This is a genomic window from [Ruminococcus] lactaris ATCC 29176 (genome assembly GCF_025152405.1).
GTDB lineage: Bacteria > Bacillota > Clostridia > Lachnospirales > Lachnospiraceae > Mediterraneibacter > Mediterraneibacter lactaris.
Genome location: NZ_CP102292.1, coordinates 2,709,705 through 2,733,858, shown reverse-complemented (window position 1 = coordinate 2,733,858; position 24,154 = coordinate 2,709,705). Strand labels below are relative to the sequence as shown.

Annotated in this window: 23 protein-coding genes; 18 read left to right on the top strand and 5 right to left on the bottom strand. The window is 39.8% G+C overall.

Translation table 11 applies throughout. The features are described from left to right. The first annotated feature begins 528 nt into the window (after positions 1-528). From rpmH to rsmG, 8 genes are all read left to right on the top strand, one after another. Positions 529-663 carry a 50S ribosomal protein L34 gene (gene rpmH / locus NQ541_RS12890; protein ID WP_004613283.1) on the top strand — a complete coding sequence of 45 codons (135 nt, stop codon included), beginning with the start codon at positions 529-531 and terminating at the stop codon, positions 661-663. Positions 664-734: 71 nt separating this feature from the next. Further along, positions 735-1,070, top strand: coding sequence for a ribonuclease P protein component (gene rnpA / locus NQ541_RS12885; protein ID WP_005608456.1), 336 nt, complete (start codon positions 735-737; stop codon positions 1,068-1,070). A gap of 28 nt (positions 1,071-1,098) precedes the next feature. Further along, complete coding sequence (gene yidD, locus NQ541_RS12880; protein WP_005608453.1) at positions 1,099-1,311, top strand: membrane protein insertion efficiency factor YidD; 213 nt, start codon at positions 1,099-1,101, stop codon at positions 1,309-1,311. A gap of 12 nt (positions 1,312-1,323) precedes the next feature. Then, positions 1,324-2,655 (top strand): YidC/Oxa1 family membrane protein insertase, encoded by a 1,332-nt coding sequence (locus NQ541_RS12875; RefSeq protein WP_005608452.1) that lies wholly within the window; start codon positions 1,324-1,326, stop codon positions 2,653-2,655. A 68-nt stretch (positions 2,656-2,723) separates the two neighbouring features. Beyond that, a complete protein-coding gene (gene jag, locus NQ541_RS12870) occupies positions 2,724-3,536 on the top strand; it encodes an RNA-binding cell elongation regulator Jag/EloR (protein ID WP_044939819.1) in 813 nt (270 codons plus the stop codon). Between the two features lie 91 nt (positions 3,537-3,627). After that, positions 3,628-5,061 (top strand): tRNA uridine-5-carboxymethylaminomethyl(34) synthesis GTPase MnmE, encoded by a 1,434-nt coding sequence (mnmE, locus tag NQ541_RS12865; RefSeq protein ID WP_005608449.1) that lies wholly within the window; start codon positions 3,628-3,630, stop codon positions 5,059-5,061. Further along, the gene (mnmG, locus tag NQ541_RS12860) at positions 5,027-6,919 is read left to right on the top strand and encodes a tRNA uridine-5-carboxymethylaminomethyl(34) synthesis enzyme MnmG (protein ID WP_005608447.1); all 1,893 of its coding nucleotides are present in this window, start codon (positions 5,027-5,029) and stop codon (positions 6,917-6,919) included. Before mnmE ends, mnmG begins: the two co-directional genes overlap by 35 nt. 222 nt (positions 6,920-7,141) lie before the next feature. Beyond that, positions 7,142-7,885 carry a 16S rRNA (guanine(527)-N(7))-methyltransferase RsmG gene (gene rsmG, locus NQ541_RS12855; protein ID WP_005608446.1) on the top strand — a complete coding sequence of 248 codons (744 nt, stop codon included), beginning with the start codon at positions 7,142-7,144 and terminating at the stop codon, positions 7,883-7,885. Positions 7,886-8,126: 241 nt separating this feature from the next. Here the strand turns inward: rsmG and NQ541_RS12850 are convergent, their stop codons facing one another. Beyond that, positions 8,127-9,089 carry an alpha/beta fold hydrolase gene (locus NQ541_RS12850; RefSeq protein WP_023921335.1) on the bottom strand — a complete coding sequence of 321 codons (963 nt, stop codon included), beginning with the start codon at positions 9,087-9,089 and terminating at the stop codon, positions 8,127-8,129. Between the two features lie 271 nt (positions 9,090-9,360). Here NQ541_RS12850 and NQ541_RS12845 point away from each other — a divergent pair, with 271 nt between their 5' ends. The 5 genes from NQ541_RS12845 (at position 9,361) to NQ541_RS12825 (ending at position 14,157) form a co-directional block, all read left to right on the top strand. After that, the gene (locus NQ541_RS12845; RefSeq protein WP_023921333.1) at positions 9,361-10,128 is read left to right on the top strand and encodes a ParA family protein; all 768 of its coding nucleotides are present in this window, start codon (positions 9,361-9,363) and stop codon (positions 10,126-10,128) included. A gap of 2 nt (positions 10,129-10,130) precedes the next feature. Next, on the top strand, positions 10,131-11,045 hold the full coding sequence (locus NQ541_RS12840) for a ParB/RepB/Spo0J family partition protein (protein ID WP_005608440.1): 915 nt from the start codon (positions 10,131-10,133) through the stop codon (positions 11,043-11,045). Between the two features lie 21 nt (positions 11,046-11,066). Continuing rightward, on the top strand, positions 11,067-11,594 hold the full coding sequence (locus NQ541_RS12835; RefSeq protein WP_005608438.1) for a DUF4446 family protein: 528 nt from the start codon (positions 11,067-11,069) through the stop codon (positions 11,592-11,594). Between the two features lie 25 nt (positions 11,595-11,619). Beyond that, positions 11,620-12,906 carry a serine--tRNA ligase gene (gene serS, locus NQ541_RS12830; protein WP_005608436.1) on the top strand — a complete coding sequence of 429 codons (1,287 nt, stop codon included), beginning with the start codon at positions 11,620-11,622 and terminating at the stop codon, positions 12,904-12,906. 375 nt (positions 12,907-13,281) lie between these two features. Next, positions 13,282-14,157, top strand: coding sequence for a DUF3881 family protein (locus tag NQ541_RS12825; protein WP_005608432.1), 876 nt, complete (start codon positions 13,282-13,284; stop codon positions 14,155-14,157). Between the two features lie 96 nt (positions 14,158-14,253). Here NQ541_RS12825 and NQ541_RS12820 read toward each other — a convergent pair whose 3' ends face one another. Next, entirely contained in the window at positions 14,254-15,393 is a 1,140-nt protein-coding gene (locus tag NQ541_RS12820; protein WP_005608430.1) for an ROK family protein, read from the bottom strand. A gap of 239 nt (positions 15,394-15,632) precedes the next feature. Between NQ541_RS12820 and NQ541_RS12815 the strand changes: the two genes are divergently transcribed. The 5 genes from NQ541_RS12815 (at position 15,633) to NQ541_RS12795 (ending at position 21,874) form a co-directional block, all read left to right on the top strand. Then, a complete protein-coding gene (locus tag NQ541_RS12815) occupies positions 15,633-17,249 on the top strand; it encodes a mannitol dehydrogenase family protein (RefSeq protein WP_005608428.1) in 1,617 nt (538 codons plus the stop codon). A 73-nt stretch (positions 17,250-17,322) separates the two neighbouring features. Continuing rightward, complete coding sequence (locus NQ541_RS12810) at positions 17,323-18,681, top strand: GntP family permease (protein ID WP_044939789.1); 1,359 nt, start codon at positions 17,323-17,325, stop codon at positions 18,679-18,681. A 242-nt stretch (positions 18,682-18,923) separates the two neighbouring features. Then, positions 18,924-19,910 (top strand): carbohydrate kinase family protein, encoded by a 987-nt coding sequence (locus NQ541_RS12805; RefSeq protein ID WP_226968641.1) that lies wholly within the window; start codon positions 18,924-18,926, stop codon positions 19,908-19,910. 1 nt (position 19,911) lies between these two features. Then, complete coding sequence (locus NQ541_RS12800; RefSeq protein ID WP_005608422.1) at positions 19,912-20,304, top strand: VOC family protein; 393 nt, start codon at positions 19,912-19,914, stop codon at positions 20,302-20,304. A 373-nt stretch (positions 20,305-20,677) separates the two neighbouring features. Then, complete coding sequence (locus tag NQ541_RS12795) at positions 20,678-21,874, top strand: ATP-binding protein (protein ID WP_005608421.1); 1,197 nt, start codon at positions 20,678-20,680, stop codon at positions 21,872-21,874. A 166-nt stretch (positions 21,875-22,040) separates the two neighbouring features. On the opposite strand, the gene NQ541_RS12790 is transcribed toward NQ541_RS12795, so the two are convergent. From NQ541_RS12790 to NQ541_RS12780, 3 genes are read right to left on the bottom strand one after another with little or no spacing between them, the layout of a single operon-like run. After that, positions 22,041-22,949 (bottom strand): radical SAM mobile pair protein B, encoded by a 909-nt coding sequence (locus tag NQ541_RS12790; protein ID WP_005608420.1) that lies wholly within the window; start codon positions 22,947-22,949, stop codon positions 22,041-22,043. Then, positions 22,937-23,626 carry a radical SAM mobile pair protein A gene (locus tag NQ541_RS12785; RefSeq protein ID WP_005608419.1) on the bottom strand — a complete coding sequence of 230 codons (690 nt, stop codon included), beginning with the start codon at positions 23,624-23,626 and terminating at the stop codon, positions 22,937-22,939. The genes NQ541_RS12790 and NQ541_RS12785 overlap by 13 nt, the downstream gene beginning before the upstream one ends. After that, complete coding sequence (locus NQ541_RS12780) at positions 23,623-24,060, bottom strand: radical SAM mobile pair system MarR family transcriptional regulator (protein WP_005608418.1); 438 nt, start codon at positions 24,058-24,060, stop codon at positions 23,623-23,625. Before NQ541_RS12780 ends, NQ541_RS12785 begins: the two co-directional genes overlap by 4 nt. Between the last annotated feature and the right edge of the window lie 94 nt (positions 24,061-24,154).

The window sequence follows — 24,154 nt, the reverse complement described above, 5'->3', positions numbered from 1 at the left end:
CGAAAGTAACTCCTAATCAATATAATAGAGAGAAATTTGGGTAGACTCTCTCCACTACATTTTACATCAAAAAAGCTTCATAAGCAATGAAAAATCAATGTGTATAACTTTATAAACAGTTTCCACACCGCAAAAATTGAGGAAATACAAGGTTTTCCGACATTATTTTATAGTTTTCTACACAATATTTAGTTGTTATACACGGTTTTTCCACAAGTTATCCACATATGTTGATAACTTTGTGGATAACTCATGGATAAGGGTGGGATAAATGTGTGGAGAAACTATTGTAATGCCGATAAAATAAGGCTTTGCGGGATTTTTAATTTTATCCACGTTTATGTGGGAAAATTAAAAATCAAAAAAATTTAAAAGTTTACAGGTGAAAATTGCAACAGAATGCTTGACTTTAGGGCATTTTCCAATTATAATTTAGAGCGATGTCTTCTCGAATGGAGACAGTAGAAGAGTTAATATTGTGAATACTTTATTATATAAGGTATATCAGGTAAAGGGAGGTGTAAGAAAATGAAAATGACATTTCAGCCAAAAAAGAGATCAAGATCTAAAGTTCACGGATTCAGAGCAAGAATGAGTACAGCAGGCGGAAGAAAAGTTCTGGCAGCTAGAAGAGCAAAAGGAAGAAAGCAGTTATCAGCATAGGCCGCATATATGTGGCCTTTTCTTCTATTTAAAAAAGCTTAAATGCATGAAAAGCAGTGAAGAGGGTATTGATGAAATTTTCCGAATCTTTAAAGAAAAACAGGGATTTTCAGTATGTCTATAAGAATGGAAAGTCCTATGCAAATAAATGTCTTGTAATGTATATTATCCCCAATGAACAAAATAAGAACCGAGTCGGTATATCAGTCAGTAAAAAGGTAGGGAACAGTGTGGTCAGACATCATCTTACGCGGCTGATCAGAGAAAGCTACCGGTTATCGGAAGAACATTTCCAGTGTGGATATGACATTGTAGTCATTGCGAGAACAAGTGCGAAGGAAAAGTCTTACCATGAGATTGAGAATGCACTGATCCATCTTGGAAAGCTTCATCACATCTATATCTGAAACGATCATTGAAAGGGAAGTGGCGCATATGAAACGCATCCTTTTATGGATGATTCGCTTTTACAGAAAGTATTTATCCAAAATGAAAAGATATAATACGTGTAAATATTATCCAACTTGTTCTCAGTACGCACTTGAAGCAATCGAAAAATACGGTGCTTTAAAGGGCGGTGTGCTGGCAATATGGAGAGTCCTGCGCTGCAATCCTTTTTCAAAAGGCGGATATGATCCGGTACCTTAAGGAGGATAAGTAATGGAAGTTTATGGACTTTTAGCTTCAGGCTATGGAGACTGGCCTATTATCAAGCAGATTGCCTGGCTGCTGGGTCAGGTAATGAATGGGATCTTTAATGTTCTGAGTGCGATCGGAATTGAGAACATTGGTGTATGTATCATCATTTTCACGATCATCGTTTATACTCTGATGATCCCACTTACAATCAAACAACAGAAATTTTCAAAAATGTCGGCTGTAATGCAGCCTGAGATCAAAAAGATCCAGAAGAAATACGAAGGAAAGAAAGATCAGGCTTCAATGATGAAGCAGCAGGAAGAAATCAATATGGTTTATGAGAAGTACGGAACTTCCATGAGCGGCGGATGTCTTCCAATGTTGATCCAGATGCCGATTCTTTTTGCTTTGTATCCTGTAATCAGAGACATTCCGACCTACGTTAAGGGTGTGAAGAATGTCTATATGCCTGTAACAGAAGCCATCATGAATACAGATGGATTCCAGAAGATCATGGAGAAGATCGGAGAAGCAAGCCCGGTTCTCATGAGTGCAAAGACAAATGATTATTCTCAGGTAGATACAATTGTAAATGTACTTTATAAATTTCAGGATTCCACATGGGATAAGCTGTTAGATAAGATCCCGAGTATTTCGGATCTTGCTCATCAGACGATGAACCAGGTAACTCACCTGAACAGTTTCCTTGGAATCAATATCGGTGAGCAGCCACTCACTCAGTTGACAACAGCACTTCATAACGGTTCTATCGTCGGAGTGATCCTTGCAGTACTGATTCCTGTTCTTGCAGGTCTGACTCAGTTTATCAGTGTGAAGCTTCAGCCAAATGCAGCTTCGGCAGATAAGGACAACCCGATGGCAGGTTCTATGAATGCCATGACATATACGATGCCGCTGATCTCAGTCGTAATGGGATTCACACTTCCGGCAGGTCTTGGTCTTTACTGGGCAGCAAGTGCAATTGTAAGATGCATACAGCAGCTTGCAATCAATAAGTACCTTAGCACAAAGTCTCTGGATGAAATGATCGCAGAGAATCAGAAAAAAGCTCAGAAGAAGAGAGAGAAGCATGGGGCTCCGGCAAAAGAGATCAATAAGATGGCTACAACAAGTACAAGAAATGCCGGAAAAGTGACAAAAGGACAGTCAGGGATCAGTGAATCCGAAAGAGATTCAAAGATTCAGGAGGCTCAGGCAAGGGCTCAGAAAGCAAAGCCGGGCAGCCTTACTTCAAAGGCAAATCTTGTAAGCAGATATAATCAGGGACTTGAGACCGCAGAACCAAAGGTGGAAAGTGCGGAAAAGGATTCTAAAAAGAAAAAGAAAAAATAAAGATAAAGAGTTGTCTGTCCTGATCAGATCGGTAAAAGTATCTGAGTATGAGAAAGGAAGGAATCGAGATGAATGGTAGTATCAGAGTATCAGCTAAGACAGTAGATGACGCTATTACAGAGGCAATGATTCAGTTAGGCGTAACAAGCGACAGACTGGAATATGAAGTAATTGAAAAGGGAAGTTCCGGATTCCTTGGAATCGGTATGAAGCAGGCAGTGATCGAGGCAAGAAGAAAGCCTGAATCAGAACCAGAAGTTGTTGAGGAAGAACCGTTTGCACCGGTTGAAGAAATCAGGGAAGAAAAAGCAGAAGAAATTGCAGAGCCGGTAAAAGCAGAAGTAAAAGAAGAGGCTCCTGTGGTTGAGAAGCAGGAAGAGAGGCCTGCAGAAGAGCCGAAGAAAGCAAGAGAACTTGCAGAGGTTCAGCCACAGACAGTTGAAGCAGTAAAGACTTTCCTTGCAGATACAATGAAGGCAATGAATATGGAAGTTGAGATCGAAATTTCTATCGATGAAGATGGAGCACTTTGTGCAGACCTGCGTGGTGAGCATATGGGAATCCTGATCGGTAAGAGAGGTCAGACGCTGGATTCTCTTCAGTATCTTGCAAACCGTGTTGCGAACAAGCATCAGGATGGTTATGTAAGAGTAAAGCTTGATACAGAAAATTATCGGGCAAGAAGAGAAGAGACGTTGAAGCATCTTGCAAAGAACATTGCACATAAAGTAAAAAGGAACAGAAGACCGGTTGCACTTGAGCCAATGAATCCGTATGAAAGAAGGATCATTCACTCAGCACTTCAGTCAGATCCTTATGTAACAACGCACAGTGAAGGAGAAGAGCCTTACAGAAAAGTTGTTATAACATTAAAGAGATAATCATTTGAAGCGAAAGGACGTTTACGCTTCACGGATACTTTCGTGAGGTTGTGAAACGTCCTTTTTTCAGCTTTAGAAAGGCAGTGTGAATATGAAAAAGGATACGATCGCAGCTATTTCCACCGGGATGACCAATTCAGGAATTGGAATCGTCAGACTGAGCGGAAACGAGGCTCTGGAAATAGCAGATAAAGTATACAGGGGAAAAGAAAAGATAACAGAAGTGCCGAGCCATACAATTCATTATGGACATATTGCAGACGGAGAAGAGACGGTGGATGAAGTCCTTATGATGGTCATGCATGGACCACGGACATTTACCGGAGAGGATACAGTAGAAATTAATTGTCACGGTGGAACGTATGTAGTGAGCAGGGTGTTGGAAACGGTTTTGAAATACGGTGCAAGAGCGGCAGAACCGGGAGAATTTACTAAACGAGCTTTCCTGAACGGGAAAATGGATCTGTCACAGGCAGAGGCGGTGATCGACCTGATCAATTCTGAAAATGAATATGCCCTGCAGAGTTCTGTCAGTCAGTTGAAAGGCAGTGTGAAATCAGCCATTAATGAACTGCGGAGTAAGATTCTGTATCATACTGCATTTATCGAAACGGCACTGGATGACCCGGAACATATCAGTGTGGATGGATATGGAGAAATATTGAAAGGCGTGTCAGAAGAGATCATTGAAAAATTACAGAAACTGATTGACTCTGCGGATGATGGAAGAATCATGAAAGAGGGGATTCAGACTGTAATTGTGGGAAAACCGAATGCCGGGAAGTCTTCTCTTTTAAACCTGCTTGCAGGGCATGAGCGGGCGATCGTAACTGATATTGCAGGAACAACCAGGGATGTCCTGGAGGAACAGATCAGACTGCAGGGACTGAATCTGAATGTGATCGATACTGCGGGAATCCGTCAGACTGAGGATTTAGTAGAAAAAATGGGTGTAGATAAAGCAAAAGAATATGCTCAGAAAGCCGATCTGATTATTTATGTGGTGGATGCATCAAAAAAACTGGATGAAAATGATGAAAAAATCATGGAATTGATTTATGATAAGAAAGCAATTATACTTTTGAATAAATCAGACCTGGAGACGGTGGTTGATGAAAACCTCATCCGTGAAAAAATTTCTAATCTGAAAAAAGAAGCAGAGCAGACAGAAAAATCAGAAGGTCAGAGGTATCAAGTATCAGAAAATATTCCGGTGATCCAGATTTCCGCAAAAGAAGAGCAGGGAATCCAGACATTTCAGGATACATTAAAGGAAATGTTCCTGCGTGGAAATATTTCCTTTAATGAGGAAATTTATATTACCAATGCGAGACAGAAAAATGCATTGGTGAATGCACTGGAAAGTATGAAAAAAGTAATAGAAAGTATCGAAAACGGTATGCCGGAGGATTTTTATTCGATCGATCTGATGGATGCTTATGAAGAACTTGGAAATATTACGGGAGAATCAATGGGAGAAGATTTAGTAAATGAAATATTCAGCAAATTCTGTATGGGAAAATAAAGATGAATATGATGTGGCTGTAGTCGGTGCAGGGCATGCAGGATGTGAGGCGGCACTGGCAACGGCAAGGCTTGGTTTTAAGACAGTGATGTTTACGGTAAGTGTAGACAGTATTGCACTGATGCCGTGTAATCCAAATATCGGTGGAAGTTCCAAAGGTCATCTTGTAAGAGAACTGGATGCACTTGGCGGGGAAATGGGAAAGGTCATTGACCGTACATTTATCCAGTCAAAGATGCTGAACAGCTCCAAAGGACCGGCAGTTCATTCGCTCAGAGCTCAGGCTGATAAAGCAAATTACAGCAGAACCATGCGTCAGGTACTGCAGAAGCAGGAGAATCTGGATATCCGGCAGATGGAAGTAACAGAACTTCTGACAGAAGACGGGAAGATTACCGGTGTACAGACCTATTCAGGGGCGATATACCGCTGTAGAGCGGTCGTATTATGCACAGGCACATATTTGAAGGCTCGCTGCATTTACGGCGAAATAAGCACGCATACAGGGCCTAACGGGCTGCAAAGTGCAAATTACCTGACTGACAGTCTGAAAGCACTGGGGATCAGAATGTATCGGTTTAAGACGGGAACACCTGCCCGGATTGATAAAACTTCCATTGATTTTACAAAAATGGAAGAGCAGAAGGGGGATGAACGGGTTGTGCCGTTTTCCTTTACGACAGACCCGGAGAGTGTTCAGATTGACCAGGCTTCCTGCTGGCTGACCTATACAAATGAAAGGACGCATGAGATCATCAGAAGCAATTTGAACCGTTCACCGCTCTTTTCAGGGGCGATTGAGGGAACAGGTCCGAGATACTGTCCGTCTATTGAAGATAAAGTCGTTAAGTTCCCGGATAAGAACAGACATCAGGTGTTCATTGAACCGGAGGGAAATGAGACCACGGAGATGTATGTGGGTGGAATGTCCAGCTCACTGCCTGAGGATGTTCAGTATGAGATGTATCGGAGTGTTCCGGGACTGGAACATGCAAAGATTATAAGAAATGCATATGCAATCGAATACGACTGCATTGATGCCCGGCAGTTAAAGAGTACCCTGGAATTTAAAGCAATCGAAGGACTCTTTAGCGGTGGACAGTTTAATGGAAGTTCCGGTTATGAAGAGGCGGCTGCACAGGGGCTGATCGCAGGAATTAATGCTGCAAGAAAATTGCAGGGAAAAGAAGGAATCGTGATTGACCGTTCCCAGGGATATATCGGTGTCCTGATCGATGATCTGGTGACAAAAGAGAGCCACGAACCGTATCGTATGATGACCTCAAGAGCAGAATACAGGCTGCTTTTAAGGCAGGATAATGCAGATATCAGACTCTCGGCAATCGGGCATGAGGTTGGATTGATTGATGATGAAAGATACGCACGCCTGCTGAAAAAGGAAGAACTGATCGCAAAGGAAATAGAGCGTGTTAATCATGTAAATTTAGGTACTTCAGAAGCAGTGCAGAAGTTATTGGAGGCATACGGAAGTACGCCGCTTACATCAGGAACCACACTGGCAGAGCTGATCCGCAGACCGGAATTATCCTATGAAAAACTGGCTCCGGTGGACAATGCACGGCCGGAGCTTCCATATGATGTGAAGGAACAGGTCGATATCAATATAAAATATGACGGCTATATTAAGCGTCAGATGCGTCAGGTAGAGCAGTTTAAGAAACTTGAGAATAAGCGGATACCGGAAAATATTGATTATGATTCAATTCAGAGTCTCAGGCTGGAGGCTAAGCAGAAACTGAATCAGATCCGTCCGGCTTCTATTGGTCAGGCATCGAGGATTTCCGGAGTATCACCGGCAGATATCTCAGTCCTTCTTGTATATCTTGGAAGTAAATAAAAAATAGATTTATATTATATATACAGGATAGAATGGGGGTTAGCGAGCAGGAGAAAGCACAGCTTTTTCAGTGCGAGCGGCGAATGACGATCATGATCGCTGCAAAGCAGCTTCAGGCACCAGATGGGTCGATTAAGATATGATATATAGCATGCAATATATTATATACTATATATTATACCCCAAAATGTAAAGCAGCAAAAAGAATATAGGAGGGTGACAGTGGAGAAAGAACAGAGAGAGAGCAGAAGCGGTGAAAAATTTACTGAAGAGCTTGCAAATCTTGGAATAGAGTTGAATGAACATCAGAAAGAACAGTTCGATCAATATTATGAACTTCTTGTAGAATGGAATAAAGTAATGAATCTTACAGGAATTACGGAGTATGAAGAAGTAAACTTAAAGCATTTTACAGACAGTCTTTCAATCGCGAGAGTGAAGGATATGCATCAGGTTCAGTCGGTGATCGATATAGGAACAGGAGCCGGATTTCCGGGAATACCACTTAAAATAGTGTATCCGGAGCTGGAAGTTGTATTATTGGATTCATTAAATAAAAGAATTAAATTTCTTGATGAAGTGATTCGTACGTTGGGATTGGAAAAAATCCGTACAATTCATGGAAGAGCAGAAGATTTTGCAAAGAAAAAGGAATACAGAGAATGTTTTGATCTGTGTGTATCGAGAGCAGTGGCAAATCTTGCGACATTGAGTGAATATTGTCTTCCGTTTGTAAAAGTAGAAGGAGAGTTTATTTCCTATAAAAGTGGGGATTCTGATGAAGAGATAAGAGATGCAGAATTTGCAGTAAAAGTACTGGGAGGAAAGATAACAGATGTGGATAAATTCCAGTTACCCGGTACAGACATGGGAAGATCGCTTGTGAAAATCAAAAAAGTTAAGAATACAGCCGGAAAATATCCAAGAAAAGCAGGTTTGCCATCAAAAGAACCTTTAAAAAAGTAAAACACCAAGAAAGTTATCCACATTATCCACATAAGATATTCACATGATGTTGATATCTTATGTGGATAATGTGGATAACTTTTTACTTTTTGTGGAAAACTCATTTGAAAATCGCTTAAAATTACATATCTCATTAAGTATTGAGCGTATTAAATTTAAGATGCCAGGGTCTCAAGGTCATTCTACCACCAGTGTGCAAGCACACGTGGTTTCAGACCTTTTGACCCTGGCATCAATTTAATTATTGAGCATCAGATAAGAAAATCTTTACATCGCTAAAGAACTCTTCAGGTTTTTCCATATGTGGCATCTGTTTTGTCTTTGCGATTCCCTTAATTTCAATAGAAGGAAGATAATTCTGATATTCATTAGCTGCAAGAATATTTTCCGGGTTAGAATTTCCAACTATAATATAAATACTGTTCGTCAGTCTGGAAAGGCAGTGAACAATATTTGCATTTAAATATCGTGACTTTTGACAAGCATAAAGATATTTGGAATGCGTATGGTCTTTATGGGATGATTCAAAATAAGTCAGAATATCCCTTTCTTTAATATCATTTTGAGCATAATAATAAGAAAAGATAAATTTCTGAAGGATTGTCTTCTTATTTACATTCAAGTTGTAGATAAATGTACCAATAACCGGTGTAAAAATAAGCTTTTTAAATAATTTACTTGCTTTAGTAGGTATTTTGGCCATTTTTACAAGATTCGGAGGATTAATCATCACTACCTTATTAATAATAGAATCATCATTAGCACATGCCATCAATACAAATGGACACGATTCACCGGATACAATTACATCTGTTTTTTCTCCAATAATATGCTTGATAAAGTTAGTAATCAGCTCTACATAAAGAAAATTAGTATAAGTAAATGCAGGACGATCTGAACGACCACATCCCAGCAGATCTATCGAATATACAGTATTTGTCTTTGATAATTTGGAACAGACTTTTTCAAATTCGTAGGAAGAAGAACATACATTTAAATCATGAATCAGGAGAACGGGTGATCCTGATCCGGTCTTCTTGTAAGTAATTTTTCCAAATCTCCAATTATAGTAATCGTATTTATCATCTGAAAGCATATTATCCGCGGTAGAAATGTATTGAAAGATTCTGTTCACTACATGCATCGTACCAATTACTGTCCCGGTCAGTGCAGTAAAAAATGTAAGATTTTTCTTTAAACTCAAAATAGTCACCTGCCTTTATAAATTTAATGATGCAAAAATGATAATTTTGCCTGTAAAATGGTGAGCATCATCTGACATAATTATACTACATTTTGTAAAACAAATAAAGACATAAAGAATGTTTCACGTGAAACGTTAGTCGTAAATCATAAAAAGTTAATAAAGAATGTTTCACGTGAAACATTTTTTTGATTTTTAATAGATGATGTTATGGAATAATGAAAAGAAAGATGATATAATAATGAAGTGTCCGAAAGAAAGGAGTACGAAGATGGGAAGAATTATAGCAATCGCTAATCAAAAAGGCGGTGTAGGGAAGACGACAACGGCAATTAACTTATCGGCATCATTAGCTAGTCTTGGAAAAAAAGTATTGGCAATTGATATGGATCCACAGGGGAATATGTCCAGTGGTCTTGGAGTCGATAAAAATGAAGTCGAGAAAACAGTATACGATCTGATAATTGGAAATATAGGAATAGAAGAGTGTATATATGAAGAAGTAATTGAAAATCTCGATGTTCTTCCATCAAATATAGATCTTTCGGCCGCAGAGATTGAATTGATAGGTGTGGACAATAAAGAATACATTCTCAGGGATGAAGTCAACAAAGTAAAAGAAAAATATGACTTTATCATTATTGATTGTCCTCCGGCACTTAGTATGTTGACCATTAATGCAATGACAACATCTGATTCGGTCCTTGTTCCAATTCAATGTGAGTATTACGCATTGGAGGGATTAAGCCAGCTTATTCATACGATTGAACTTGTGCAGGAACGCCTGAATCCAGAACTGGAGATTGAGGGTGTTGTATTTACTATGTATGATGCAAGAACAAATTTATCTTTGCAGGTTGTTGAAAATGTAAAGGATAATTTGAATCAGAATATCTATAAGACGATCATTCCGCGAAATGTAAGATTAGCCGAGGCACCAAGTTATGGAATGCCAATCAATCTCTATGACCCAAAATCAAAGGGAACAGAGAGCTATCTGTTATTAGCAGAAGAAGTGATCAATAAAGGAGAAGAATAAATATGCCGGGGAAGAAAAGTGGATTAGGTAAGGGACTTGATAGTCTTATACCTAATAAAAAAAATGACATTTCTGATTCAAAAGTTGAAAAGAAGCAGGAAAAGGAGAATGATTCACCAAAATCGGGAGAAATCATGGTAAGGATCAATGAGGTTGAACCGAACCGGGATCAGCCCAGAAAAGATTTTGATGAAGATGCACTTATGGAACTTGCAGATTCTATCAGGCAATTCGGTATTTTACAGCCACTTCTTGTGCAAAAAAAGAAAAATTATTATGAAATTATTGCCGGGGAAAGAAGATGGCGTGCTGCAAAACTTGCAGGAATCAAAGAAGTTCCGATTATTGTAAAAGACTATACAGACCAGGAAATTGTTGAAATTTCTCTGATAGAAAATATTCAAAGAGAGAACCTGAACCCTATTGAAGAGGCTATGGCATTTAAAAGACTTCTTCAGGAATTTCAGTTAAAGCAGGATGAAGTTGCAGAACGGGTATCAAAGAGCAGAACAGCAGTTACTAACTCGATGCGTCTGCTGAAACTGAGTCCAAGAGTCCAGCAAATGATCATAGATGATATGATCAGTACAGGACATGCAAGAGCGTTACTTGCAATAGATGATGAAGAACAGCAGTTCATACTGGCAAATAAGATTTTTGATGAAAAATTAAGTGTAAGAGAGACTGAAAAGTTGGTAAAAGCACTTAAGAATCCTAAAAAGGAAGTTAAAAAAGAAAAGCCAGAACATACGTTCATATATGAAAATATAGAAGAGCAGATAAAGAATATTATGGGAACAAAAGTTAGTGTGAACCAAAAAGCGAATGGAAAAGGAAAAATCGAGATAGAATATTATTCAGAGGAAGAACTTGAGCGTATTTATGATCTGCTCATGACAATACCAAGGGGAGAATAAGTAAAAGGAGATGTATAAATAATGGGCGGAATACTAGGGAGTCTCGGGATAGATCCGTTCTACCTGTTTGTTATTCTATTTGTGCTGCAAGTGGCAATTATCGTATTACTATGTCTGGTTTATGATAAATATAATCGCTTACAGAACAGCTATAATGTATTTATGAAGGGGAAAAATGGAAAGAGTCTGGAAAAATCAATCTTTCGCCGGTTTGAAAAGCTGAAAAAAATTGAAAAGCTTGCAGAAGAAAATCGAGAAGAAATTGATAAAATCTATAAAAAGATGGAAGGACATTATCAGAAAGTTGGTATTGTAAAGTATGACGCATTTCATGAGATGGGAGGAGATCTCAGTTTTGCATTGACTATGTTGGATGAAAATAATACAGGATGGATTCTTAATGCAATGCATAGCAGAGAAGGATGTTATACTTATATCAAAGAAGTGATAAAAGGTGAAAGTTATATTGAGCTTTCTGAGGAAGAAAGAGATTGTTTGGAAAAAGCAATCTATCAGGAAGAATATGATATAAAAAGTTCTAAAAATTAAGTAAAGGGAATGGAAGGAAAGAATTATGTTAGATATTAAATTTTTAAGAAGCAATCCGGATGTTGTAAAACAGAATATTAAGAATAAGTTTCAGGATGAAAAACTTCCTCTGGTAGATGAAGTGATCGAACTGGATAAAAGAAACAGAGAAATCAAGCAGGAAGTAGAGGCACTTCGTGCAGAGAAAAATAAAGCCTCCAAAGAGATTGGTGCAATGATGGCTCAGAAGAAGCTTGAAGAAGCAGAAGCACTGAAAAAGAAAGTAGCAGAGAGTAACGGAAGAATCAATGATCTTTCTGAAGAAGAAAAAGAGGTAGAAGAAAAGATCAAAAAGAATATGATGATCATTCCAAATATTATTGATCCTTCTGTACCGATCGGAAAAGATGATAGTGAAAATGTTGAGGTAGAGAGATTTGGAGAGCCGGTTGTTCCTGATTTTGAAATCCCGTATCATACAGAGATTATGGAATCTTTTAACGGAATTGACCTTGATGCTGCAAGAAGAGTGGCAGGAAATGGATTCTACTATCTGATGGGAGATATTGCAAGACTGCATTCAGCAGTAATCGCTTATGCAAGAGATTTCATGATCAACAGAGGATTTACTTATTGTGTTCCGCCGTTTATGATCAGAAGCAATGTTGTAACAGGCGTTATGAGCTTTGCTGAAATGGACGCAATGATGTATAAGATCGAAGGTGAAGACCTTTATCTTATCGGTACAAGTGAGCATTCTATGATCGGTAAATTTATTGGTACAACCTTAGATAAGACAGAGCTGCCACAGACTCTGACAAGCTATTCTCCATGCTTCAGAAAAGAAAAAGGTGCTCATGGAATTGAGGAACGTGGGGTATACAGAATCCATCAGTTTGAGAAGCAGGAAATGATTGTTGTCTGCGAGCCAGAAGACAGTAAAGAGTGGTATGACAAGCTGTGGAAAAATACAGTAGATCTTTTCCGTTCCATGGATATTCCGGTTCGTACTCTGGAATGTTGTTCAGGAGACCTGGCTGATCTGAAAGTAAAATCAGTAGATGTAGAGGCATGGTCACCAAGACAGAAAAAATATTTCGAGGTAGGAAGTTGCTCCAACCTTGGAGACGCTCAGGCAAGAAGACTTGGTATCCGTATTAAAGGTGAAAAAGGCAGCTACTTTGCACATACATTGAATAATACAGTTGTTGCTCCACCGAGAATGTTGATCGCATTCCTTGAGAATAACCTTCAGGCAGACGGATCTGTAAAGATTCCTGAGGTTCTTCAGCCATATATGGGTGGGAATAAAGAAATTACACCAAAGAAATAATTACGATTATTAAAGTACTGAAGTATAGGGTACGATAAAATAATCAGAGAACTTTTATAAAAGAATAAAAATGAAGTCGGGGGCAAAAGCCCCCGACTTTGATGCCTACGGATTGCTCCGTGCTACGCACTCCCACAATCCTACCCAATATTCGCATATCGTGGGATTATCATCCCACTTTTATGCTCATATCGGGGCGGGGCCTAAGGTCTTTCACCCACCTATGAGCAAGCTCATGTGGGCTTAGACCTTTTGACCCTGGCATCATAAAAATTACAATAGGAGAATAATTCACAGTAAACCGGGATTTGCTGTGAATTATTCACGTTTATAAATGAAACCGTGTGGATAATCCAGAAAAGAAAGAAATAGACAATGCATCAATATTTAAAAGCGATAGGATTTAATAATATTCATACAAGAAAAGATTTAAAAAAATTATTATCTGAAACAGAAGAAAATTTTACGCATCAGACAGTAGTATCTTACAGGCAGGGGGAGGATTTCTGCGAATTTCAAAAAGAATACGGACAGGGAATCGGTATCTCAGTCTGTGGGGAACTGACGGAAGATGAGAAGTTTGAAAGAGCGTACTATTTTCCATATTTCACAGGAAGTGGTATTACCACCTATGCTGATATTACAGTAGAACGTAAGATTGAAAAAGAACAGTATGTTGGCTTATGCGAAGATGCAAAAGTAGGTATCAGCCTGATCTTCACAATTCAAAACGGAATTGAATACATGAGGGAAAGAAAAGCCGGATTTGTGGAAGGAGTGCAGACTTCTGTTACATTCTCAGGGCTGGCATTATCGGGAATGATTTTACTTCCGGTCGTAAAAAATGAACAGCAGATACAATGGGAAAAGGCGGCATCTGATAATCGTCGGGAATTGATGAATGCAGCACGGAACGGAGATCAGACGGCAATCGAGACTCTGACTCTGAATGATATGGATATGTATTCAAAAATGTCAAAAAGGTTGAAAAATGAAGATGTTTTTACAATCGTAGATACTTATTTTATGCCTTATGGGGCCGAATGTGATATTTATTCCATTATGGGTGAGATACTTGCCGTCAGAGAGCGTATAAACGGTGCTACAGGTGTCCGACTGTATCAGATGAAGCTGAGTGTGAATGAACTGCAATTTGACGTTTGTGTGCCGGCTGACGAGGTCATGGGACAACCTGAGATCGGAAGAAGGTTTAAGGGCGTGATCTGGCTGCAGGGATATATTAATTTTTAGATACCAGGGTCAAAAGGTCTGACACCCACCTATGAGCAAGCTCATGTGGGCTTAGACCTTTTGACCCTGGTATCTTAAAATAATTTTCTTTTTCTTTTATGAAATTACAGGGGATAAAAATTCTTTCAGATAATAGAGTGCAGCTCCAATTGCCGGAGTGTATTGTCCGTGATTACCAACCAGAAGCTGATCCTCTTCCATATGGAAAAGAGATTGTTCATTAATTTTTTCTAACAGATATTGCATATCGGCATTACGAAAATAAGGTGCAAGGTATCCGCTTATGATTACCGGACTGTCGATCACAAGGTTCAGATTACGGATTGCAAAAGCAAGGTGATCCAAATAATCTCTCCAAATTCGAAGAAGCGTAGGAGTCTGCGTAGTGTGCAGAATCTTGAAAAAGTCTTTAATTGGCATCCCGGCAGCCGCTTTCAAAGCGTTAGCTGAGCAGTAAGTCTCAAGACATCCGCGATGACCACAGTAACAATCAGGTCCATTCGGGTCAATACAAATATGCTCAAAAAGCCCACTGTGCATATGTTTTCCCTGATGAACCTTATGGTTGGTGATAATTGCACCGCCAAGGTTGGGATTCAGAAGAAAAATTAATGCACTGTCGAACTGGGGATGATTCCAAAGCTCTAAATCTGCAGCTGATTTGGAATCATGTTCCAGGTGACAGGAGTACGGCAGTCTGGAAGAAAAATCAGAAAGCTTCATCTGCGTGTTCCCCATGATGTCTCCATAGATTACGGCTGTTCCATCCGGGGAAATAATTCCCTGGGTAGCGATGGAGATACCTTCAATTTTTTCGGGTTCATATTGACGATTCAGAATAAATGTCTCTACATTTTCTGCGAGTGATGTATAATAAGTATCACTATTCACATAAGGAAGTTCAATGGTTTCTGTCGCCATGACTTCGCCATATAAATTTACTGCTACAATATGAAACATATCTTTCAAAATTCCAAGTCCAAGTGATATGCGGAAATCTTCAACAATTCTTATAATCTGGGCCTTTCGTCCCCCGGTAGATTCAAAATATCCGTTTCGGCAGATCAGGCCATCCTGTTCTAATTCATTCAAATTCTGACTGACAGTAGAAAGTCCCATTTGCAGATCCCGGACAATCTGCAGCTTGGAAGTTTCTTTTTGCTGATAAATATATTGGTAAACTTTATTACGGTTAAATTTTTTTAAATTAATCGTGGTCATCCCTTTTTCTTTCATTTTTCCTCCTTCACTTATGGATGAATCATACGCATAAGATTTAAGCTTATTTTAATATAGATAGATTTGTAAAACAAGAATCCGGATCATTGTTTGTTTAAAATAGACAAAAATAATAAAATAAAATTGTATTTTTTGTCAATAGAAAATTGGTATCAACAGATATATACTTAACTTACAACTTAGAGATAAATGTAAGTCAAAAGCATAATTAAAAAGTAGAACAAGGAGGAAAAGAAATGAAGTTAACATTGGAAGGAATTAAGGATTGTGAATTATGGAATAAAGCGGGAATTACACTTCCGGGATATGATGTGGAAAAGGTTTCACAAAAAGCAAAAGAAGAACCAAAGTGGGTACATTTTGGAATAGGAAATATTTTCCGTATTTTTATTGGTGGCATTGCAGATGGTCTTTTGGAAGAAGGGGTTCTTGACAGAGCAATCACATGTGTAGAGACCTTTGACTATGATGTAGTTGATAAGATTTACGATCCATATGATAATTTGGGACTTAGTGTGATCCTTCATGGAGACGGAACACGCGAGTATAAAGTTCTTGGTTCACTGGCAGAGGCTGTAAAGGCACAGTCAGCAGATCCAAAGCAGTGGAACCGGTTAAAAAAGATTTTTGCAAGTAAATCCTTGCAGTTAGTTTCCTTTACAATTACAGAAAAAGGATATGCACTTCAGAAAGCAGACGGAAGCTGGTTCCCGTTTGTAGAGAACGACATCAAGAACGGACCAGAGCAGGTAACAGGAGCGATGGCAGTGCTTGTAGCGATGCTTCTTGAAAGATATAAAGCAGGAAAATACCCACTGGCACTGGTATCGATGGATAACTGTTCGCAGAATGGTGCAAAGCTTCGGGAGTCTGTACTGATGATGGCAGAAGAATGGAGAAAGGCTGGTTTTGTAGATACAGATTTTATTGATTATATCAGCGATGAGAATGTTATAGCATTCCCGTGGACAATGATCGACAAGATTACTCCACGACCGAGTGAGCAGATTGCAGCTGACCTGGAAGCACTTGGAGTAGAGGACATGCAGCCGGTGATCACAAGCAAGCAGACTTATATTGCACCGTTTGTTAATGCAGAGAAACCACAGTATCTTGTAATTGAAGACAGTTTCCCGAATGGCCGTCCGGCTTTGGAAAAGGGATTTGGAGTTTATTTGGCAGACAGAAATACCGTTAATCTTTCAGAGAGAATGAAAGTAACAGTATGTCTCAATCCGGTTCACTCAGCAACAGGTCCTTTGGGCGTTGTGCTTGGATATGATCTGTTCGCACATATGCTCAATACAAATGAAGATATGATGAAGATGGCTCGTATGGTTGCTTATGATGAAGGCCTTCCGGTAGTTGCAGATCCTGGAATCCTTTCACCGCAGGAATTTGTAGATGAGTTGTTTCATGATCGTTTCCCGAATGAGTATCTTGGAGATACAAACCTTCGTCTTGCAGTTGATGTATCACAGATGGTTGGTATCCGTTTTGGAGAGACAGTAAAAGCATATGTTGCAAAATATGGAGATGCGTCAAAGCTTACTGCCATCCCACTCGGAATTGCAGGATGGCTTAGATATATGCTGGCGGTAGATGATGAAGGAAAGAAATATGAACTTGCTCCAGATCCAATGAATGAGGAACTTCAGGAGCAGCTTGGTGATATTGTTGTAGGAAAACCGGAAACATTTACAGATCAGTTAAAACCAATCTTATCCAATGAGCGTATTTTCTTTACAGATCTTTATAAGGATGGAATTGGTGAGAAAATTGAAGAAATGTTCCGTGAGATGATTGCGGGATCAGGAGCTGTAAAAACAACGATCCATAAGTACGTTTGCTAATTAAGAGGATAGCGGGATGCTGGTAAGCCGGAATACTCGAAATACCAGCATTCCGGGCAGGAGGAAAATAAAAATGACAGAAGCAGTATTTGCAGCAGATCCGACAAGACTGCTGGTTGCGGCGGCAGCGGGGATTGTCTTATTATTGCTGTTAATTATTAAATTTAAATTTCATCCAGTATTGTCCCTGCTGATCTCTGCATTAGTAATCGGGCTCGGAGCTGGAATGCCGGTTCCGACTTTAGTTAATACAGTAGAAAAAGGAGCTGGAGAGACCCTTCAAGGAATTGTATTATTAATCGGTCTGGGATCTTTATTTGGAGGAATATTAGAGGTATCGGGAGGTGCACAGTGTGTAGCTCAGACACTGGTAAATAAATGTGGAGAGAAGAAAGCCGGAATTGCACTTGGAATCACGGGACTTGTTGTCGGAACGACAGTTTTTTTTGAAGCAGGAGTTGTCATTCTTATCCCACTGGCATTCGGTCTGGCAAAAAAAACAAGAAAATCGACACTGTACTATGTGATTCCTCTTTTGGCAGGACTTGCGACCGGATTTGCATTTATTCCGCCGTCAGCCGGTTCCGTATTGGTTGCAAATATGCTGGGGGTAGATCTTGGAATTATGATTGCAGTTGGTGTACCAACAGGTATCCTTTCTTTGATCTTTGCAGGGATCCTGTGGTCAAAGGTTATCGGAAATAAGATACATACCGGCCTTCCATCGGCAGTTTCAGAGGTAAGGGAAGAAGAGGAGGCAAATCTTCCGAAATTTTCAACTGTGATCGCCATTATTCTTGTTCCACTGGTTTTGATTCTGTTTAGTACACTTTCTGAGTATATTTTGGCATTAAATGGAATCCGTCCGGTACTTGAGTTTGTGGGTACTCCTTTTGTAGCATTAATTATAGCAGTTCTTTGTGCAATGTATTTTCTTGGAAAAAAGCAGGGATATAATGGGGAGCAGTTAAAGAAAATTTTGGATCGCTCTCTGCGCCCTACCGGACAGATATTATTGGTAATCACAGGTGGAGGTATTATCCGTTGGGTACTTCAGGATTGCGGAATGGGTGATATCATCGGGCCAGCACTTGAAAAAAGTGGTCTTCCATTAATTTTGGTAGCATTTCTAATTGCAGCCTTGGTCAGAGCATCTGTAGGAGCTGCTGTGGTTGCGATGACAATGGCAGCCGGAATTATGGCATCTATGCCAGCAGTTGCCGGTCTTTCACCTCTTTATCTGGCTGCGATGGTTTGTGCCATCACCGGAGGGGCAACTGCATTCAGTCATGTGAATGATTCAGGATTCTGGCTGGTAAGTTCACTGCTTGAAATTGATGAAAAAACGACTTTAAAATCATGGACAATGATGGAGACAATCATAGGATTTACAGGTCTGATCTGTGCGATGGTTATTAGCATATTTGCTTAGGAGGGTAAAAGATGATCGCAAAAGTAATATTGGGCACAATGAATAATGCCAGAAAACTGGTAAGCATAGTAGAAAAAATACCATATGATGCAGAACTTTGCAGCGGCAGGTATGTAGTGAATGCAAAGTCAATGCTGGGAGTTTTGAGTATGCCGGAATTTGAAGTCGGGGAGCTGCATATTCATACGGATGAAGAGATAGAGTGCAGTAATATTTTGGAAAAACTATTAGAAAATGGTCTTTTGGCAGATACTTATGATGCAGCAAAAAGATCTCTATATGATATTACGACTTTCGGTGAGATATTGATTGACTTTACGTGGCAGGGAGTCAGCGATACGGGACAGACATTGTTTGCTCAGAATCCAGGAGGAGCTCCGGCAAATGTTGCAGTTGCTGCAGAAAAACTTGGTGCACATACAGCCTTTATAGGAAAGGCCGGAAAAGATATGCACGGAGAATTTCTGAAATCTGTATTAGAAAAAGAAAAAGTTGATACAAAAGGAATGCTTTTGGACGAAAATTATTTCACCACACTTGCTTTTGTAAGCGTGGCAGAAAATGGAGAGCGTTCTTTCTCTTTTGCGAGAAAACCGGGAGCAGATACCAAAATTGAGAAAGAAGAGATAAATGTTGATATTTTAGACAAGACAACCCTATTCCATGTAGGCTCTCTTTCCCTGACGGAGCAGCCGGCAAGAAATACGACTCATTATGCAATCCGACGGGCAAAGGAAAAAGGAAGTATTATATCCTATGACCCAAACTACAGAGCTTCTTTATGGAAAGATAAAAAAACAGCAAAGGAACAAATGCGGAGTCTGATTCCATATGTGGATCTGATGAAAATTTCAGATGAGGAGACAGAACTTCTTACAGGAAAGGAAAAGCCAGAAGAGGCGGCAAAGCTTTTATTTGAAAAAGGAGTTAAGATCGTTGTGGTAACTCTGGGAAGTAAAGGAGCTTACCTCTATTGTAAAGAGGGAGGCCTACAGATTCCAGGATTTGTAAGCAAAGTGGCAGATACGAACGGGGCCGGAGATTCTTTTTGGGGAGGATTTTTGTACCGTATCAGTAAATCAGGAAAAAAACCGGAAGAATTTACATTGAATGAATTGAAAGAATATGTACGGTTTGGAAATGCGGTTGCAAGCCTGTGTGTGGAAAAGAAAGGTGCGATACCGGCAATGCCGACACTGATGGAAGTCAGGGAAAGGATGGGACAATAAAATGAATTTAAAAACATATACAACCGGAATACAGCATATTGGAATTCCAACGAATGATATTGAGAAGACAATTGAATTTTATCAAAAGCTTGGATTTGAAATTGCACTTCGGACCGTCAATGAAGAGGCGAATGAAAAAGTGGCATTTTTAAAACAGGAGACACTTGTGATCGAGACTTATGAAAACAAAGCTGCCCGCATGGAAAGTGGGGCAATCGATCATGTAGCAATTAATGTAAAAGATATAAAAGAGATTTATCAGTATATTGAAAAAATGCAGATGAATACGACCAATGATGAGATCCATTTTCTTCCATTTTGGGAGAATGGTGTAAAGTTTTTTACAATTGAGGGACCCAATAAAGAAAAAATAGAGTTCAGTCAGTACTTATAAGATAGCTTTTCCTGCAAAATAAAAGTACCGCATAATCGTCAGATCCGATAATTATGCGGTACCTTTTTTAGCGTTCCTCCGGGGAATGCCTTGATATTACCATTGGCAACAGTATTATTATTTTCCTGCTGTACATGCATCTGTGGATCCAGATTCTTTTTCTCATAAAATGCTTCTTCAAAAAGCTCTGCATTTTTTCTGAAATTAAGTAAAGAATCGGGTTGCCGTTACATAGTTTCCACTTTCAAAAAATTAAAAAATTTGTGTTTTTGAAAGTGACATCTTGCATATACTATTAGCAGACAGTATACTAAGTACAACGAAGCAGTTTCGAAAAATAAAAAAACTTCATTTTTTGAAAGTGGGTGACTAAATGAAAACAATCACAAGAGCAAAATATCTCGATAGAATCATTGAACTGAATGGCACTCCTGACATCAAGATCATCACGGGTATTCGTCGATCTGGTAAGTCCAAACTGATGCAGGCGTATATTGCGTATCTGAAAAGCAACTTTGAAAACATCAATATTATCTTCATTGACTTCATGGATTTAGTGTATGAAGAAATCAAGGAATACCATGCCTTACACGCCTATGTGGAAGAACATTATCAGGAAGGCAAAACGAACTACCTGTTTGTAGACGAGGTTCAGATGTGTTCCAAGTTTGAGCTGGCAATCAACAGCCTGTACTCTAAGGGAAAATACGACATCTATGTAACAGGCTCTAATGCTTTTCTGTTGAGTGCGGATCTGGCAACTCTGTTTACCGGACGCTATATTGAAATTCATGTGTTTCCTTTCAGCTTCCGGGAATATTGCCAATTTTATGATGATATCAGTGACAAAGATAAGCTCTTTGATGAGTACGCTATCAAGGGCGGTTTAGCAGGTTCCTATGCTTATAAAACCGAAAAAGACAGAACAAACTATATAAAAGAAGTCTACGAAACCATTGTTACACGGGACTTAGTACAGAAATATGCTCTGCCGGACACTTTGGTTTTGCAGCGTCTGAGCGAGTTCTTGATGGACAATATCAGCAATCTGACTTCTCCTAACAAGGTCAGTCAGCTGCTGACAGCAAATGAGACTCCAACCAATCATGTAACCGTCGGCAAGTACATTAAGTATTTGTGCAATGCTTTTGTATTTTATGATATTAAGAGATACGACATCCGAGGTAAGAAATACCTTGAAAGCTCTGAAAAGTTCTATTTGTGTGACAGCGGTATTCGATATGCAATACTGGGAAGCAGAAATATGGATTATGGCAGAGTATATGAAAACATCGTTTGCATCGAGCTTCTTCGCCGTGGATATGATGTTTATGTCGGCAAGCTCTATCAAAAGGAAATCGACTTTATTGCTCAGAGAGGCAGCGAGAAGATTTATATTCAGGTCAGCGACAACATTTCCGGGCAGGAAACATTTGAGAGAGAATACTCTCCTCTGCTTCAGATTCGAGATGCTTATCCGAAAATGATTATTGCCAGAACCAAACATCCCCAATATAGTTATGAAGGAATCGAAATTCACGATATAGCCGATTGGTTACTACAAGAATAAGCAGGGCGAAATATCTTTTACGAGTTTCTTGCGAGTTTTTTTAATACCACTCGTAAGAAACTTGTAACATTAGATTTTTCAGTAAAGAAAAAAAGCATATGGAATTGAATCCATACACTCTATGATTACTGGAACTTTATTTCATTTTAATTCAACAAATTGGAAGTTAGCGATTTCTTTTTCCGGTATTCTCTGTCCCTCGGATTTCCTCATGATAGAAATAATCTACGATCACCGGATGCCCCTGCGGGACTCTGCCATAAGGCATTTCATTATCCACAAAGGCACAATCATACTTCTTAGCCATTTTCTCAGCTTTTACTTCAAGCGCTTCAAAGTAGCTGCGGTTATGCTTGTTATAGATCTCGTCGTAAAGTGGTACAAGATCAGGATATTTTCCGGCGATATAATCCATAATTGTCTTTTTGAAACCGCCTCGAAGATTGAGGTTTTCGAGCCAGAACAGATCGCACTGATCCTTTACCCGCTCAAAGATTGCTTCAAAATCCGTGATGCCGGGGAATACCGGGGATACGAAACAGACTGTACGGATACCTGCCTTATATACCTGCTTCATAGCAGCGATACGGTGCTCAATGCTCGAAGCAGAATCCATATCGTTCTTGAAATTTTCATCTAGTGTGTTGATCGACCATGAAACGGTTACACGTCCAAGCTTCTTCAACAGATCAATATCCCGTACCACAAGATCCGACTTTGTACAGATCAGAATATCTGCGTCACTGCCGATCAGCTGCTCCAGAAGTTTTCTGGTATTTCCGAATTGCTCCTCCTGTGGATTGTAGCCATCCGTCACAGAACCGATGACCACCCGCTGTCCGGCATATTTCTTCGGATTTTTAATTTCCGGCCAATGCTTCACATCAAGGAAAGTGCCCCATTCCTCCTTGTGCCCGGTAAAGCGCTTCATAAAAGAAGCATAGCAATACTTGCAGGCATGTGTACAGCCCACATAGGGATTGACCGAGTACCCGCCTACCGGCAGACTGGACTTGGTCATGATGTTCTTTGTTTCCACCTCACGAATGAGGATTCCATTTATTACTTCTTCCATGATCTCTGCACCTCCAACACTTTGTTGAATTCCTCCGGCATTTCCTGAATCATATTTTCATTCCCTATGATAGGGACAAGGTCTTCCTTCATAAACACCGGAATGCCGAGTGCGTGTGCCTGATCCGTCAGAGACCATGCCCATCCCGGCTCCGTATGAATCTTCCTGCTCTGAGCTCCGGTCATGGTGCCGACAACGATCCAATTGATTCCGGAAAGGTCAACTGTGCCGGGATCATCGAATAACGGCTCAAAGGTAACATGATAATGTTTTGCTCTGACATTTTTCCGAAGGGTGTCAATACGCCACAGTTCTGCTTTCCTCGTCACCGTAACGCCAAACCATGCGTTTTCCAGATCGGTATCAAAATCCAGCAAATCAGGTCGCTTGGTAAGGAACAGGAACTGATGCTGTGGATTTTCACGGATCTTTGCAAATACCTCGTCTCTCCATTCCGGCTTCCATCCGGAGAGATCGCTCATCCCGGTAAGAAGAAAGTTCTGCGGACGTTTCTTTTCCATCATCTTGAGCTTACCCGGAAAGAATTCAGGGTCAGCGAAGTCATCAATCATATGCCAGCGTTTCACGTTGTTGCGGGCATAGCAATATGTACACCCCACGGTGCATCCAATGACGATATTCATGTTCTGAATCTGATCGTTGATACAAATACTCATGACTTCTGCCACTCCTCAAGATTCTTTCTAATGCGGTCGAGGCATTCCTCAAACCGGGTAATTTCTTCCTCTGAAAAACCTTTGTAGTAAATACTGCCCATCTCATCAGATACAGAATCGTACTCGCCCTTTAAGGTATGTGCTTTCTCAGTCAGAAACAGGAGCGTTTTCCTTTTGTCCGTTTCAGACTGAACACGGCTTATCAGCCCTTGATTTTCCATTCTTTCCAGCATCGTAGTAAGAGATGTTATCGCTAATCCGCATTTAGTCGAGAGTGACCTGATTGAGATACCATCCTCCTGCCACAGCACATAAAGAATACGCCCCTGGGCTCCATTAAACGCATCAATATTCTTTTCACTGAGAATCTTCTCGAAAATCCGGTCTCCAAGCTGTTTTATTTTGGTAACAAGAAATCCTCCATTCATTTCCATACAAAAGCTCCTATATAGTAGTTTGTTAAAAACATACTATATAGGAGCTTTATTGTCAACAGTTTATATGTCTTAATAGGTAAATTCCGTTTTT

Bases quoted from the DNA above. Each gene is read 5' to 3' on its own strand.
- rpmH (WP_004613283.1), top strand. From the start codon at position 529: ATGAAAATGACATTTCAGCCAAAAAAGAGATCAAGATCTAAAGTTCAC.
- rnpA (WP_005608456.1), top strand. From the start codon at position 735: ATGAAATTTTCCGAATCTTTAAAGAAAAACAGGGATTTTCAGTATGTC.
- yidD (WP_005608453.1), top strand. From the start codon at position 1,099: ATGAAACGCATCCTTTTATGGATGATTCGCTTTTACAGAAAGTATTTA.
- NQ541_RS12875 (WP_005608452.1), top strand. From the start codon at position 1,324: ATGGAAGTTTATGGACTTTTAGCTTCAGGCTATGGAGACTGGCCTATT.
- jag (WP_044939819.1), top strand. From the start codon at position 2,724: ATGAATGGTAGTATCAGAGTATCAGCTAAGACAGTAGATGACGCTATT.
- mnmE (WP_005608449.1), top strand. From the start codon at position 3,628: ATGAAAAAGGATACGATCGCAGCTATTTCCACCGGGATGACCAATTCA.
- mnmG (WP_005608447.1), top strand. From the start codon at position 5,027: ATGAAATATTCAGCAAATTCTGTATGGGAAAATAAAGATGAATATGAT.
- NQ541_RS12845 (WP_023921333.1), top strand. From the start codon at position 9,361: ATGGGAAGAATTATAGCAATCGCTAATCAAAAAGGCGGTGTAGGGAAG.
- NQ541_RS12840 (WP_005608440.1), top strand. From the start codon at position 10,131: ATGCCGGGGAAGAAAAGTGGATTAGGTAAGGGACTTGATAGTCTTATA.
- NQ541_RS12835 (WP_005608438.1), top strand. From the start codon at position 11,067: ATGGGCGGAATACTAGGGAGTCTCGGGATAGATCCGTTCTACCTGTTT.
- serS (WP_005608436.1), top strand. From the start codon at position 11,620: ATGTTAGATATTAAATTTTTAAGAAGCAATCCGGATGTTGTAAAACAG.
- NQ541_RS12825 (WP_005608432.1), top strand. From the start codon at position 13,282: ATGCATCAATATTTAAAAGCGATAGGATTTAATAATATTCATACAAGA.
- NQ541_RS12820 (WP_005608430.1), bottom strand. From the start codon at position 15,393: ATGAAAGAAAAAGGGATGACCACGATTAATTTAAAAAAATTTAACCGT.
- NQ541_RS12815 (WP_005608428.1), top strand. From the start codon at position 15,633: ATGAAGTTAACATTGGAAGGAATTAAGGATTGTGAATTATGGAATAAA.
- NQ541_RS12810 (WP_044939789.1), top strand. From the start codon at position 17,323: ATGACAGAAGCAGTATTTGCAGCAGATCCGACAAGACTGCTGGTTGCG.
- NQ541_RS12800 (WP_005608422.1), top strand. From the start codon at position 19,912: ATGAATTTAAAAACATATACAACCGGAATACAGCATATTGGAATTCCA.
- NQ541_RS12795 (WP_005608421.1), top strand. From the start codon at position 20,678: ATGAAAACAATCACAAGAGCAAAATATCTCGATAGAATCATTGAACTG.
- NQ541_RS12790 (WP_005608420.1), bottom strand. From the start codon at position 22,949: ATGGAAGAAGTAATAAATGGAATCCTCATTCGTGAGGTGGAAACAAAG.
- NQ541_RS12785 (WP_005608419.1), bottom strand. From the start codon at position 23,626: ATGAGTATTTGTATCAACGATCAGATTCAGAACATGAATATCGTCATT.
- NQ541_RS12780 (WP_005608418.1), bottom strand. From the start codon at position 24,060: ATGGAAATGAATGGAGGATTTCTTGTTACCAAAATAAAACAGCTTGGA.